Annotated in this window: 10 protein-coding genes; 9 read left to right on the plus strand and 1 reads right to left on the minus strand. The window is 70.1% G+C overall.

What is annotated here, in order from left to right:
* The first annotated feature begins 169 nt into the window (after positions 1–169).
* The 4 genes from KSED_RS04425 to KSED_RS04440 all read left to right on the plus strand — a co-directional run bounded on the left by KSED_RS04425 (position 170) and on the right by KSED_RS04440 (position 3,623).
* Positions 170–847, plus strand: coding sequence for an ATP-dependent Clp protease proteolytic subunit (locus KSED_RS04425; RefSeq protein WP_012802370.1), 678 nt, complete (start codon positions 170–172; stop codon positions 845–847).
* A 47-nt stretch (positions 848–894) separates the two neighbouring features.
* Positions 895–1,566, plus strand: coding sequence for an ATP-dependent Clp protease proteolytic subunit (locus KSED_RS04430; RefSeq protein ID WP_373419164.1), 672 nt, complete (start codon positions 895–897; stop codon positions 1,564–1,566).
* 157 nt (positions 1,567–1,723) lie between these two features.
* Positions 1,724–2,992: an ATP-dependent Clp protease ATP-binding subunit ClpX gene (gene clpX / locus KSED_RS04435; protein ID WP_012802372.1), complete on the plus strand. Its 1,269-nt coding sequence runs from the start codon at positions 1,724–1,726 to the stop codon at positions 2,990–2,992.
* Positions 2,993–3,035: 43 nt separating this feature from the next.
* Positions 3,036–3,623, plus strand: a complete 588-nt coding sequence (locus tag KSED_RS04440; RefSeq protein ID WP_012802373.1) for a hypothetical protein — start codon at positions 3,036–3,038, stop codon at positions 3,621–3,623.
* 165 nt (positions 3,624–3,788) lie between these two features.
* Here KSED_RS04440 and valS read toward each other — a convergent pair whose 3' ends face one another.
* Positions 3,789–6,446 carry a valine--tRNA ligase gene (gene valS, locus KSED_RS04445; protein ID WP_012802374.1) on the minus strand — a complete coding sequence of 886 codons (2,658 nt, stop codon included), beginning with the start codon at positions 6,444–6,446 and terminating at the stop codon, positions 3,789–3,791.
* A 192-nt stretch (positions 6,447–6,638) separates the two neighbouring features.
* On the opposite strand from valS, the gene KSED_RS04450 reads away from it, so the two are divergent.
* From KSED_RS04450 to KSED_RS04470, 5 genes are all read left to right on the plus strand, one after another.
* The gene (locus KSED_RS04450) at positions 6,639–8,210 is read left to right on the plus strand and encodes an alanine/glycine:cation symporter family protein (RefSeq protein WP_012802375.1); all 1,572 of its coding nucleotides are present in this window, start codon (positions 6,639–6,641) and stop codon (positions 8,208–8,210) included.
* A gap of 316 nt (positions 8,211–8,526) precedes the next feature.
* Positions 8,527–11,940: an isoleucine--tRNA ligase gene (gene ileS, locus KSED_RS04455; RefSeq protein WP_012802376.1), complete on the plus strand. Its 3,414-nt coding sequence runs from the start codon at positions 8,527–8,529 to the stop codon at positions 11,938–11,940.
* Entirely contained in the window at positions 11,937–13,331 is a 1,395-nt protein-coding gene (locus tag KSED_RS04460; RefSeq protein WP_012802377.1) for a bifunctional folylpolyglutamate synthase/dihydrofolate synthase, read from the plus strand. Before ileS ends, KSED_RS04460 begins: the two co-directional genes overlap by 4 nt.
* Positions 13,332–13,353: 22 nt before the next feature.
* Positions 13,354–13,794, plus strand: a complete 441-nt coding sequence (locus KSED_RS04465) for a DUF4233 domain-containing protein (protein WP_012802378.1) — start codon at positions 13,354–13,356, stop codon at positions 13,792–13,794.
* A complete protein-coding gene (locus tag KSED_RS04470) occupies positions 13,794–14,639 on the plus strand; it encodes an undecaprenyl-diphosphate phosphatase (protein ID WP_012802379.1) in 846 nt (281 codons plus the stop codon). The genes KSED_RS04465 and KSED_RS04470 overlap by 1 nt, the downstream gene beginning before the upstream one ends.
* Positions 14,640–14,657 lie beyond the last annotated feature (18 nt).

A 14,657-nucleotide genomic window follows, 5' to 3' on the forward strand; every position in this document is an offset into this window, starting at 1 on the left:
GGCCGCTGCGCAGGAGCGCAGCGGCCCCGCCGTCGTGTGGGGCGCCGGGTGGGCGCGCGGCGGCCCCCTCAGGTGCGCTGAGGGCGAACAGGCCAGCTGGCGGGACGAAAGCACGAGGTCGCGGCGTTAGCGTCACTCGAAGGAACCGTCCGATGAAGGAGAGACGCACGTGAGCGAGCACACCGCATCGACCCCCGCCGTGGCCAGTGAGGGCGCGCGGCTGGCGGGCCTGGACGACCAGATCTACAACCGGCTGCTGAAGGAGCGCATCGTCTTCCTCGGCTCCGACGTGCGTGACGACAACGCCAACGCGATCTGCGCGCAGCTGCTGCTGCTCTCGGCCGAGGACCCGAACGCCGACATCTGGCTGTACATCAACTCCCCGGGCGGGTCGGTGACGGCCGGCATGGCCATCTTCGACACGATGAACTGGATCCCGAACGACGTCGCGACCGTGGCCATGGGCCTGGCAGCCTCGATGGGGCAGTTCCTGCTCTCGGCCGGCACCCCGGGCAAGCGCTACGCCACCCCGCACTCCCGCGTGATGATGCACCAGCCCTCCGGTGGTGTGGGCGGTACGGCCTCGGACATCAAGATCCAGGCCGAGCAGCTGCTCCACATCAAGCGCCAGATGGCCGAGCTGATCGCCCAGCACACCGGGCAGACCGCGGAGCAGATCACCCTGGACTCCGACCGTGACCGCTGGTTCACGGCGCAGGAGGCCAAGGACTACGGCTTCGTGGACCACGTGTTCCAGACCTCCACCGACACGCACGACGTGAAGAAGAGCGAGGTCGCCGCCGAGGAGAAGGCGCACGCCGGTGAGGACGAGGAGGGCCAGAAGTGAACCTCCCCCTCGACCCCGCCTCGCGCGGCCAGCACACCCCCACGCCGATGATGCACGGAGGAACCATGAACCACCCCGGCGCCCAGGGCCGTCTGCACGTGCCCGGCCCCTCGTCCCGCTACGTGCTCCCGCAGTTCGAGGAGCGCACCGCCTACGGCACCAAGCGCCAGGACCCGTACACCAAGCTGTTCGAGGACCGCATCATCTTCTGCGGCGTGCAGATCGACGACGCCTCGGCGGACGACATCATCGCCCAGCTGCTGGTCCTGGAGTCCCAGGACCCGGACCGCGACGTGCTGATGTACATCAACTCCCCGGGTGGCTCCTTCACGGCGATGACGGCCATCTACGACACGATGCAGTTCATCCGTCCCGACGTGCAGACCTTCGTGCTGGGGCAGGCCGCCTCGGCCGGTGCGGTGCTGCTCGCCGCCGGGGCGCCGGGCAAGCGCTTCGCCCTGCCGAACTCGCGCATCCTCATCCACCAACCCGCCATGGAGGGCATGGGCGGTATGGCCTCCGATCTGGAGATCACCGCCAACGAGGTGCTGCGCATGCGCACCTGGCTGGAGGAGACCTGGGCCAAGCACTCGGGCCAGACGCCGGAGAAGGTCCGCAAGGACATCGAGCGCGACAAGATCCTCTCGGCTGCCGAGGCACAGGAGTACGGGCTCGTCGACGCTGTGCTGCCCAGCCGCAAGGCCGCGCTGGAGGGCTGAGTCCGCAGGTCGACCGCAGGGGCCGTCACCCGTGAAGGGGGCGGCCCCTGCGGCCCGCCATCGCCCCCCTGGCGAGGCTGTCGGTGGGCGGGGGTAGCGTGAACTCCGCAGCCCGCCGCACGGGGTGGGTGGACGAACGAGACGGCAGGAGAGGCACATGGCGCGCAGCGCGGGGAGCGGAGACTTCCTGACCTGTTCCTTCTGTGGCAAGAGCCAGAAGCAGGTGCGCAAGCTCATCGCCGGGCCCAACGTCTACATCTGCGACGAGTGCATCGAGCTCTGCAACGAGATCATCGAGGAGGAGTTCCCCCTCGCCTCGGTGGAGAAGCTGGAGAAGGTGCCGACCCCCCGGGAGATCCACGCCTTCCTGGAGACCTACGTGGTGGGTCAGGACGAGGCGAAGCGGGCGCTGGCGGTCGCGGTGTACAACCACTACAAGCGGGTCGACGCCGAGCGGTCCACGGACCCTGAGGCCCCCGAGGTGGCCAAGAGCAACATCCTGATGATCGGGCCGACCGGTACCGGCAAGACCTACCTCGCGCAGACGCTGGCCAAGCTCCTGCAGGTGCCCTTCGCCATCGCCGACGCCACCGCCCTGACCGAGGCCGGGTACGTGGGCGAGGACGTCGAGAACATCCTGGTGAAGCTCATCCAGGCCGCCGACGGCGACATCGCCCGCGCCGAGACCGGCATCATCTACATCGACGAGATCGACAAGATCACCCGCAAGAGCGAGAACCCCTCGATCACGCGGGACGTCTCCGGCGAGGGGGTGCAGCAGGCGCTGCTGAAGATCCTCGAGGGGACGGTGGCCTCGGTGCCGCCCCAGGGTGGGCGGAAGCACCCCCACCAAGAGTTCGTGCAGATCGACACCCGCAACATCCTCTTCATCGTCGGGGGTGCCTTCGCCGGGCTGGACGACATCGTGGCCGCCCGGGAGGGCAAGGGTGGCCTCGGCTTCGGTGCCAACCTGTCGGTGCGCCGGGAGGAGGGCGACCTCCTGCGCCAGATCCGTCCGGAGGACCTGGTGAACTTCGGCCTCATCCCGGAGTTCATCGGCCGGGTGCCGGTCGTCGCGGCCGTGAGCCCGCTGGACGCCGACGCGCTGGTGGACATCCTCACCGGGCCGCGCAACGCCCTGGTGAGGCAGTACCAGCACCTGTTCCGGCTCGATGGGGTGGAGCTCGAGTTCACCGAGGACGCCGTGCGGGCCGTCGCGGAGCAGGCGATGCTCCGCCGCACCGGCGCGCGGGGACTACGCGCCATCATGGAGGAGGTGCTGCAGCCGGTGATGTTCGACGTCCCCAGCGACGACCGCATCGAGCGCGTCGTGGTCACCGCCGAGGTGGTGGCCGACAACGTGAACCCCACGATTGTGCGCCGCGAGACGAAGTCGACCAAGCGCCCCAAGCGCAAGAGCGCCTGAGCCGAGGCGGGGCCGCCGAGCCACCCCGGGAACGAGGAGACGCATGACCACCCAAGCCGAGAACACGCTCGCGGTGGGCATGACCCTCCCCCAGCAGGCGAGCGCGGTGACCTGCGGCGCCGCGAGCCTCGTGGTGGCGCAACGCCTCCTGGAGCGCATGCCGCTGCCTGCCGCGGACGACCCGGTGGAGGTCGAGGACTTCCAGGGGGCCGAGTTCGCCCGCTTCGGGCGCACCAACAACCCGTGGGAGGCCCGCGCGCTGCGCCTGCCGTGGCCGATGGCGCTGGGCACCCCGCCGTGGGGCGCCCTGGCCGAGATCCGCGGCATCGTCCGGCTGGAGCGGGGCGGCCGTCCCCGGTATGCGCTGGGCGTGGTGCGCAGGAGCGGGGCCGGTGCGTTGGGTGAGGTGTTGCAGGCCGTGGGGCCGCACGAGCCCGCGCTGCTCTACGTGGGGAACGCCTGGGTGCCTCGCCACGTCTGCGTGCTCGCGGAGGACGGCGACGGCCGGCTGGCCCTGTATGACCCGGCGGCCGGCAGCGTCGTCGAGGCCGACCTCGGTGCCCTGGTCGCGGGGGAGCAGCGGGTGGCGGGTTGGCGCCAGCCCTGGGTGGTCATCGCCCCCGCGGACTGAGCCTCAGGGGTTGGTCTCCCGGCCGGAACCAGCGCGAGCCAGGTATGGCAGGCTCCAGGCCAGAATCCCTCCTGATCCTCGTGGGTGGCCGTCTCACGACCACGGCATGGCGACGCCGTGGGCACGAAGAACGGGGCCCAGTCAGATCCGCACCCGTGGCGCGCCTCAGGCCTTCGGCTTCTCCACCTTCAGCAGCTCGGTGTCACGCACCTCGAGCTCCTCGGCGTCGACCTCGGCCACCTCGCACACCACGTGCCCGGAGGCCACGACGTCGTCCCAGGCCCGGCGGGCGGCGGCCCGCTGCTCGGCGGGGCCGGCCAGCGTCATGGCCGTCACCTGGGCGCGCATGCCCAACTTCGCCTCGGACTTGGCCTTGCGGATGCCGGCGAGCACGGCGGCAGCGGCCGGCTTCACCCCCGCCACGTTGACGTCCGCCAGGTTGGCTGGGCGCACCTCGTCGGCGGTGGGCCAGGCGGCGCGGTGCACGGAGCCGCTGTGCCACCAGCTCCAGACCTCCTCGGTCGCGAACGGGATGAAGGGGGCCAGCAGGCGCAGCTGCACGTCCAGGGCCACCCGCAGGGCGGCGCGCGCGCTCGTGGTCGCCGCGGAGGCCTCGACCTCGTCGCCCCCGTAGGCGCGGGCCTTGACCAGCTCCAGGTAGTCGTCGCAGAACGACCAGAAGAACGCCTCGGTCACCTCGAGGGCCTTGGTGTAGTCCCAGGCCTCAAAGCCCGCGGTGGCCTGCTCGACCACCCGCGCCAGCTCCAGCAGCAGCGACTGGTCCACCGGCTCGGTCACCTGCGCGAGCAGCTGTTCCGGGTGCTCGGCACCGTCCACCTCGCCGAAGCCGAGGGCGAACTTCGAGGCGTTCAGGAGCTTGATGGCCAACCGGCGGCCGACCTTCATCTGCTGGGCGTCGAAGGCGGTGTCCACGCCCTGGCGGGCCGAGGCCGCCCAGTAGCGCACCGCATCGGACCCGTGCTCCTCGAGCAGGTCCACCGGGGTGACCACGTTGCCCTTGGACTTGGACATCTTCTTGCGGTCCGGGTCCAGGATCCAGCCGTTCAAGGTGGCGTTCCACCACGGCACGGTGCCGTGCTCGTGGTGGGCGCGCACGATGGTGGAGAACAGCCAGGTGCGGATGATGTCGTGTCCCTGCGGGCGCATGTCCATCGGGAAGACCATCTCGAACAGCTCGGGGTCGTTGCGCCACCCGCCGATGATCTGCGGGCTCAGCGAGCTGGTGGCCCAGGTGTCGAGCACGTCCGGGTCGGCGGCGAACCCGCCCGGCTGGTCGCGCTGGGACTCCTCGAAACCCGGTGCGGTGTCGGTCTGCGGGTCCACGGGCAGGTCGGCCTCGGCGGGCGTGATGGGGTTCTCGTGGTCCGGCTCGCCGTCGGCGTCCAGCGGGTACCAGATGGGGAAGGGCACCCCGAAGAAGCGCTGGCGGCTGACCAGCCAGTCGCCGTTGAGGCCCTCGATCCAGTTGGCGTGGCGGCGCTCCATGTAGGCCGGGTGGAAGTCCACCTCGGCCCCGCGCTCGATGAGGGCGCGGTTCAGCTCCGCATCGCGCCCACCGTTACGGATGTACCACTGGCGGGAGGTCACGATCTCCAGCGGCTTGTCACCCTTCTCGAAGAAGTTGGCCTTGCGCTGGGTCTTCTCCGGCTCGCCCACCAGCTCGCCGGACTCGCGCAGCGCGGTGACCGTGTTCTCCCGCGCGGTGTGCACGGTCTTGGTCGCGAGCTGCTCGGCGTAGAGCTGTGCACCGGGGCCGTCGGCCAGCCACGCGGGGGTCTCGCCGGTGAGGCGCCCGTTGCGGGTGATGACCGAGCGCGTCGGCAGCTGCAGCTCGCGCCACCAGGTGACGTCGGTGAGGTCACCGAAGGTGCAGCACATGGCGATGCCGGCGCCCTTGTCCATCTCGGCGGCCGGGTGGGCGATGACGGGCACCTCCACGCCGAACAGCGGCGTGCGCACCGTGGAGCCGAACAGGTCCTGGTAGCGCTCGTCGTCGGGGTGGGCGATGAGGGCGACGCACGCCGGGAGCAGCTCGGGACGGGTGGTCTCGACCTCCACGTCTCCCTGCGGCCCGTGGAACGCGATGCGGTGGTAGGCGCCCGGGTAGTCGCGGGCCTCGAGCTCGGCCTGGGCCACGGCCGTCTGGAAGGTGACGTCCCACAGCCCCGGCGCCTCGGCGGAGTAGGCCTCGCCCCGCTGGAGGTTGCGCAGGAAGGCCTGCTGGCTGGTGGCCCGGGCGTTGTCGTCGATGGTGCGGTACTGGTAGTTCCAGTCCAGCGAGAGGCCCAACCGGCGGAAGAGCGCCTCGAAGGCCTTCTCGTCCTCGACCGTCAGCTCGTGGCACAGCTCGATGAAGTTGGGGCGGCTGACCGGCTGCTGGTCGGCGGCCTTGGTGGACTTGCCGTCGCCCCCGCGCTGCGGCGGCTCGTAGCCCTCCACGTAGGGCTGGGTGATGTCACCGCGCACGCCGTAGTAGTTCTGCACCCGGCGCTCGGTGGGCAGACCGTTGTCGTCCCAGCCGATGGGGTAGAAGACCTCCGCGCCGGTCATGCGCTTGTAGCGCGCCATGCAGTCGGCCTGCGTGTAGCCGAACACGTGCCCCACGTGGAGCGACCCGGAGGCCGTCGGGGGAGGGGTGTCGATGGTGAACAGCTGCTCTCGGGGGAGCGACGCGGCGCGGGCGCGGTCGAAGGCATAGGTGTCCTGCTCCTGCCATACGCCCGTCCACCGGTCCTCGAGGCCGTCGACGGACGGCTTCTCGGGCAGCTGGGCGGGGCGGGTTCCGGCGGTGGAGTCAGTCATGGGGCCATCTTCGCACTTCCCGGCGCCCCATCGGCAGCCCCTCGGAGAGGCGGTGGAGGGCAGGTTCGTGCCGGTGCCCCCGGGGGCTGCTGGTCGGCGGAGGTCACCCTGAGGTGTCAGGTCGATAACGTTTTGTGCACGATGCGTCGCATTTGCTTGTGGCCCGGAGCGGGTGTTGGTTCGGTGGCGAACATGAACTCACTCAGCCCCGTACCGGTCCGAGCGGACTGGAAGACATCCCTTGAAGAGAACATCAACGAGTTCTTCGATCCGATCCAGAAGGATTTCGCGGAGATCATCTTCTACCCGATCACCTTCGGCGACGTCGAGGTCCCCTTCGTCGTGATCTGGCTGGTGCTCGCCGGCATCATCGTCACGCTGTACACCGTCTTCATCCAGTTCCGGGGCCTGCCGACGGCCCTGGACGTGGTCCGCGGCAAGTACTCCACGGAGTCCGACCCAGGCGAGATCACGCACTTCCAGGCACTGTCCTCGGCCCTCTCGGGCACCGTCGGCCTCGGTAACATCGCCGGTGTCGGTGTTGCCGTGGCCGTCGGTGGACCGGGTGCTACCTTCTGGATGATCATCTGTGGCCTGCTCGGCATGGCCACCAAGTTCGCGGAGTGCACCCTGGGTGTGAAGTACCGCGAGGTCCGCGAGGACGGCACCGTCGACGGTGGTCCGTTCAAGTACCTGCCCGTGGCCTACGGCAAGATCCACCCCGTCGTGGGCACGCTCATGACCGGCCTGTTCGCCATCTCGATCCTGTTCTTCGGCGCGGCCGGCGGCAACATGTTCCAGTCCAACCAGACCTACGCGCAGATGAAGAGCGTCACCGGTGGTGACGACGGCTTCCTCGGCGGCGCCGGCGCCTCGCTGTTCTTCGGCCTGGCCCTCGCAGTGATCGTCGGTCTGGTGATCATGGGTGGCATCAAGTCCATCGGCAAGGTCACCGAGAAGCTGGTCCCGGCCATGGGTCTGATGTACCTGGTGGCCTGTCTCGTGGTCATCGTGGTCAACATCGACCACGTGCCGGACGCCGCGACCCGCATCGTGACCGACGCGTTCAACCCCGAGGGCGTCGCCGGTGGTGTCATCGGCACGCTGATCGTCGGCTTCCAGCGCGCGGCCTTCTCGAACGAGGCCGGTCTGGGTTCGGCCCCGATCGCCCACTCCGCGGTGAAGACCCGTCGTCCGGTCTCCGAGGGCTTCGTGGCCCTGCTGGAGCCCCTGGCCGACACCGTCATCATCTGCACCATGACGGCCCTGACGATCATCATCGCCGACACCCCGGAGTACAACCAGTCCATCGCCAACGCGACGGACGACGACCCGGCCACCGAGGCCCTGGACGGCGTGCTGGTGACCTCCAACGCGTTCGAGACCGTGATCCCCTGGTTCCCGTACGTGCTGGCCGTGGCGGTGGCCCTGTTCGCCATCTCCACCCAGATCACCTGGGCCTACTACGCGATGCGTGCCTGGGCCTACCTGTTCGGTGACTCCCGCGGTTCGATGTTCGCCATCAAGGCCCTCTACCTGTTCTTCACGGTCATGGGTGCGGTGCTGACCCTGACGGCGGTCATGAACTTCGCCGACAGCTGGTTGTTCCTCTGCGCCTTCGTGAACCTGCTCGGTGTGTACCTGCTGCTGCCGGTCATCAAGCAGGAGATGAAGGAGTACCTGGCCGACCGCAAGGCGGGCCGCCTGGACATCCTCGGCAAGGACGACCGCGAGGGTGCGACCCGCATGACGGTGGGCAGCTGACCCCACCGACTCCGGCCCCGGCCGGAGAGACCCCCTGGCGGCCCCGACTCACCACGAGTCGGGGCCGCCAGCCCGTACCCGGTAGCATCTGCACCACAGGCACTGATCCGGCCATCACCGGGGAGCCTCCGGAAGAACGGACCGCGAACCCATCAGGGGCCGGTTCCACTAGACCCGGACGGGTAGGCCCGTCACAGCCGTCATGAAGGGGCCCCTGCGGGGGCAACCGAGGTGGTACCGCGGAACCTGCCCCCCAGCAGGTCTCGTCCTCGAGGAAGACCGTGCAGCACCTGCTGCCTGACTCCCAGGAGCCGCGATGAGCACCGCACCCGAGAACCACGCCGCACAGTCCGCCGAGCCGACCCAGACCGGCGGGCAGGGCGTCTACCCCCTCGTGCGCACCGGGACCACCGGTGGTGCAGGGACCGGCGTGGCGAGCCCGTCCTTCCCCGACATCGAGACCGGGGTGCTGCAGCACTGGCAGGCGGGGGACACCTTCCGCAAGAGCGTGGAGAATCGCCCCGCCGGGGAGAACGGCGAGAACGAGTACGTCTTCTTCGACGGCCCTCCCTTCGCCAACGGCCTCCCGCACTACGGCCACCTGCTGACCGGCTACGTCAAGGACGTCGTGCCCCGCTACCGCACGATGCGGGGGCACCGGGTGGAGCGCCGCTTCGGCTGGGACACCCACGGGCTGCCGGCCGAGCTCGAGGCGATGCGCCAGCTGGGCATCACCACCAAGGAGGAGATCCTCGACAAGGGGATCGACGCCTTCAACAGCGCCTGTCGCGAGTCGGTCCTGCGCTATACCGACGAGTGGCAGGACTACGTCCACCGGATGGGCCGCTGGGTGGACTTCGAGAACGACTACAAGACCCTCAACGTGGACTACATGGAGAGCGTCATCTGGGCGTTCAAGGAGCTCCACGACAAGGGCCTGGCCTACCAGGACTTCCGCGTCCTGCCCTACTGCTGGCGCGACCAGACCCCGCTGAGCAGCCACGAGCTGCGCATGGACGACGACGTCTACCAGATGCGCCAGGACCCGGCGGTGACCGTGGGCCTGCGCCTCGAGACCGGAGAGCTCGCCCTGATTTGGACGACGACCCCCTGGACCCTCCCGAGCAACCTCGCGATCATGGTGGGCCCGGACATCGACTACGTCGTGGTGGAGTCCGACCCGGCCGCCGACCCGACCGGCGCCTCCCAGCGCTACGTCATCGCCGAGGCCCGGCTCGAGGCCCACACCCGGGAGCTGGGGGAGAACCCCTCCGAGCGCATCGTCGAGCGCCTCACCGGGGCGGAGCTCGTCGGTCGCAGCTACACCCCGCCCTTCTCCTACTACGCCGGGGCCGAGAACGCCCACCGCGTGGTGGAGGCCGACTTCGTCACGACGACCGACGGTACGGGCCTGGTGCACACCGCCGGCGCCTTCGGTGAGGACGACAAGGTCGTGACCGACCGCGAGGGTATCGAGCCGGTGATGCCGGTGGGCCCCGACGGTGCCTTCACCGCCCCGGTCGTCGAGTACGCCGGGCAGCAGGTGTTCGACGCGAACGCGCCAATCGTCGCCCACCTCAAGGCCGCCACCCGCAACCTCGGCCGCGCCGCCGGGGCCCGCGAGGGCGAGCCCGAGGAGGCCGGGAGCGTCTGCGAGGGCACGGTGCTGCTGCGCCACGAGACCTACGACCACTCCTACCCCCACTGCTGGCGCTGCCGGACCCCGCTGATCTACAAGGGCGTGGAGTCCTGGTTCGTGCGTGTCACCGACTTCAAGGACCGCATGCTCGCGAACAACGAGCAGATCACCTGGGTGCCGGGCAACGTGAAGCACGGCCAGTTCGGCAAGTGGCTCGAGGGCGCCCGCGACTGGTCGATCACCCGCAACCGCTACTGGGGCAGCCCGGTGCCGGTGTGGGTCAGCGACGACCCCGAGCACCCCCGGGTGGACGTCTACGGGTCGTTGGCGCAGATTGAGGCCGACTTCGGGGAGCTCCCGCGCAACGACGCCGGCGAGGTGGACCTGCACCGCCCCTGGATCGACCAGCTGACCCGCCCCAACCCCGACGACCCCCGCAACGCCGACGGCAGCGGCGTCGGGTCGACCATGCGCCGCGTGGAGGACGTGCTCGACGTCTGGTTCGACTCGGGCTCCATGAGCTACGCGCAGAACCACGTCCCCTTCGAGAACGCCGACTGGTTCGAGCACCACTTCCCGGCCGACTTCATCGTGGAGTACATCGGCCAGACCCGCGGCTGGTTCTACACCATGCACGTGCTGGCCACGGCGCTCTTCGACCGCCCGGCCTTCAGCAACGTCATCTGCCACGGCATCGTGCTGGGCAGCGACGGCCAGAAGATGAGCAAGTCGCTGCGCAACTACCCGGACGTCTCCGAGGTCTTCGACCGCGACGGGGCCGACGCCATGCGCTGGTTCCTCATGAGCAGCTCGATCCTGCGCGGTGGCAACCTCGTGGTCACCGAGCAGGGCATCCGCGACGGCGTGCGCCAGGTCATGATCCCGCTGTGGAACGCGTGGTCCTTCTTCGCCATGTACGCGAACGCGGCGGGCGGGTCCGCAGGGAGCGGCTACCGCGCCCAGTGGTCCACCGCCTCGACCGCCCCGCTGGACCGCTACGTCCTGACCGCCACCGGCGAGCTCGTGCGCGAGGTCACCGCGGCCATGGACGCCAACGACGTCGCGGCCGCCTGCGAGCTGGTGCGCGACTTCCTGGACACCCTCACCAACTGGTACATCCGGCGGTCGCGCGACCGCTTCTGGGAGGGCAGCGACACCGGCGCCTTCGACACCCTGTACACGGTGCTGGAGACCCTCACCCGCGTGGCGGCCCCGCTGCTGCCCTTCACCACCGAGGAGATCTGGCGCGGCCTCACCGGCGGCGAGTCGGTGCACCTGACCGACTGGCCCGATGCGGGGGACTTCCCCTCCGATGCGGGGCTCGTCGCCTCGATGGACGCCGCCCGCGTCGTGGCCTCGGCGGGCAGTGGCCTGCGCAAGACCCAGGGGCTGCGCACCCGCCTACCCCTGCAGAGCCTGACGGTCGTGACGCAGGACCCCCGCGCCCTCGCCGACCAGGGCGCCCTGCTGGCCGACGAGCTGAACGTCCGCGAGGTGCGTGTGGTGGCGCTGGACTCCGAGGAGGCGCAGTCCTACGGGGTGCAGCAGCGCCTGGTGGTCAACGCCCGCGCGGCCGGCCCGCGGCTGGGCAAGCAGGTGCAGACCGTCATCAAGGGGTCGAAGACCGGTGATTGGTCGGTGGCCCCGGACGGCACCGTCACCTCCGGGGGCGTGGAGCTCGCCGAGGGCGAGTACACCCTGGAGACGGTCACCACCGGCGACGCCGAGGGGACGGCCACCGCGGTCCTGCCCGGCGGCGGGTTCGTCGTGCTCGACACCACGGTCACCGACGAGCTGGCGGCCGAGGGCACCGCGCGCGACGTGATCCGCGCCGTGCAGGGCGAGCGCCGGGCCGCCGGCCTGGCGGTGAGCGACCGCATCGGCCTGACGATCATCGGTGACGCCGAGGTCTGGGGCGCGGCCGTCGCCCACCAGCAGCTGATCATGGACGAGACGCTCGCCGTGCAGTTCGGCGCGGGTGGCCCCGAGACGCCGGTGCCGAGCTCCGGCATCGACCACACAGGTGAGGTGGACCTGGGCGAGGGGCGCACCGTCACCGTCCTCATCACCCGCAAGGAGACCCGCCGATGAGCCCTGACCAGCGTCCCGACCAGCGCCGCGAGGCCGCCGAGGAACTCGAGGTCCGCCGCCGCGTGCGGGAGGTGACCGACGCGCTGATGGCCCGGATGCCGGAGAGCGACGTGGTGCCCACCCTGGACCGGGTGGCCCGGGTCATGGAGCTGATGGGCGACCCGCAGCGGATCTACCCGGTCATCCACCTCACCGGCACGAACGGCAAGACCTCCACCACGCGAATGGTGGAGCGCATCCTGCGGGAGACCGGTCTGCGCACGGGGCGGTTCACCTCCCCGCACCTCCACGACCCGCTGGAGCGCATCACCATCGACGGCGCGAGCATCGACCCCCGACACTTCCTCGAGGTGTGGGACGACGTGGCGCCTTTCCTGGCCATCGTCGACGCCGAGAGCGAGCAGGCCGGCGGCCCGCCGCTGAGCTACTTCGAGTGCATCGCGGTGCTCGCCTTCGCGGCCTTCGCTGACGCCCCGGTGGACGTCGCCGTGGTCGAGGTGGGCCTCGGGGGCCGCTGGGACGCCACCAACGTGGCCGACGGCGACGTCGCTGTCATCACCCCCGTCGGCATCGACCACGAGCGCTTCCTCGGCAGCGACCTGGAGTCCATCGCGTCCGAGAAGGCCGGCATCATCAAGCCCGGCGCGCGCGTCGTGAGCGCCGAGCAGGAGGAGGACGTGCGCGCCGTCGTCGCCGATGCGGTGGAGGCCGCCGATGCACGGCTGGCCACCTACGGCACCGAGTTCGGCGTGACCGCCCACGACGTCGCCGTCGGCGGGCAGCTCGTGAGCATCCAGGGGCTGGCGGGGGAGTACACCGACCTGCTCCTGCCGCTGCACGGCGAGCACCAGGCGCAGAACCTGGCGCTCGCCGTGGCCGCCGTCGAGTCCTTCCTCGGCGGGGGCGAGCAACCGCTGGACGTCGAGCTGCTGCGCGAGGCCGTGGCCGGGACCACCACCCCGGGCCGCCTCGAGGTGGTGCGTCGCTCGCCGGCCGTCATCGTGGACTCGGCGCACAACCCGCACGGGATGCTCACCCTCGCCCGGGCGCTGGCGGAGTCGTTCACCTTCGCCCGCCTCATCGGGCTGGTGGCGATCTTCGAGGACAAGGACGCCGAGGCGATGCTCTCGGCCCTGGGCACCGCGGTGGACCACGTCGTGGTGACTCGCAACTCCAGTCCGCGCTCCATGGCGCCCGAGGCGCTGGGCCGGCTCGCGCGCGAGGTGCTCGGCGACGACATGGTCACGGTGGTCGAGAACCTGCCCGATGCGGTGGACCTCGCCGGGGGCCTCGCCGACGAGGGCGGGGTGAGTGGCGGCGTCATCGCCACCGGCTCGATCCACACCGCCGCGGACGTCCGGATGGTGCTGGGCACCACCGACGTCGCCTGAGGACCGTGGGAGACTTCCGGGCGTGAGTGCACCCATCCCCGTCGTCGGCCCCCTGGGCAAGATGTCCCGGCGCTTCGCGGCCGTGACGCTGTTCTTCCAGTCCTTCGCCGTGTTCTTCGGCGCCCTCACGGCCCGGGGCCTGGCCCACGCGCAGGGTGACGAGCGAGCGACCACTTACCTGGTGGCCGGCTCGGCGCTGGCGGTGGCCTGCCTGGTGACGATGGTGGTGCTCAAGCAGAGCTGGGGCGTCACTCTCGGGTGGGTGCTGCAGGTGCTCACCCTGGCCACCGGCTTCGTGCAGCCGGCCATGTTCGCCGTCGGTGTGATCTTCCTCGCGATCTGGATCGGTGCCCTGTACTGGGGCCGGCGCATGGACGAGCTCACGCGACAATTCGAGGCGCAGCACGGTGGGCGCCCCGACGGTGGTCGCCTCGACGCCGACCGACGGGAGAGTGATCGCTGATGGGCTGGCTCGAGGCCATCGTCCTGGGACTGGTGCAGGGGCTCACGGAGTTCCTGCCCATCTCCTCCAGTGCGCACCTCTCGGTGGTGGGTCGCTTCTTCGGCGGCGGCGACCCCGGTGCGGCGTTCACGGCCATTACCCAGCTGGGCACCGAGGCCGCGGTCCTCATCTACTTTCGCAAGGACATCGCCACCATCGTCACCAAGTGGTGCAAGGCGATCGTGGGCAAGCTGCCGCACAACGACCCCGACGTGCGGATGGGGTGGCTGGTCATCATCGGCTCCATCCCCATCGGCGTCCTCGGGCTGCTCCTCCAGGACTTCATCGAGGGCCCGCTGCGCAACCTGTGGATCACGGCCTCGATGCTGCTCTTCTTCGCGCTGGTCATCGCCCTGGCCGACCACTTGGCCGGCAAGCGCCCGCCGGAGCAGGTCAAGGAGCTCGACAACCTCACCTGGGGTGACGGCCTGAAGTACGGGCTCTGGCAGGCACTCGCCCTGGTTCCCGGCGTCTCCCGCTCCGGCGGAACGATCGCCGGTGGTCTGTTCATGGGCTACTCGCGCGTCGCCGCGGCCCGCTACTCGTTCCTGCTGGCGATCCCCGCTGTGCTGGCCTCCGGTGGCATGCAGCTTCTGAAGATCGCCGACGACCCGGTGGAGCCGGCCTGGGGGCCGATCCTCGTGGCCACGCTCATCAGCTTCGTCGTGGGCTACGCGGTCATCGCTTGGTTGCTGCGCTACATCTCGCACAACAACTTCACCCTCTTCGTGGTGTACCGCATCGTCCTGGCGCTGGTGCTGTTCGGCCTGCTGGGCACCGGCGCGCTGTCGGCGACGGGTGCCTGAGCGCCACTGACTAGGGTG

The organism is Kytococcus sedentarius DSM 20547 (assembly GCF_000023925.1).
In the GTDB taxonomy this organism is placed as follows: domain Bacteria; phylum Actinomycetota; class Actinomycetes; order Actinomycetales; family Dermatophilaceae; genus Kytococcus; species Kytococcus sedentarius.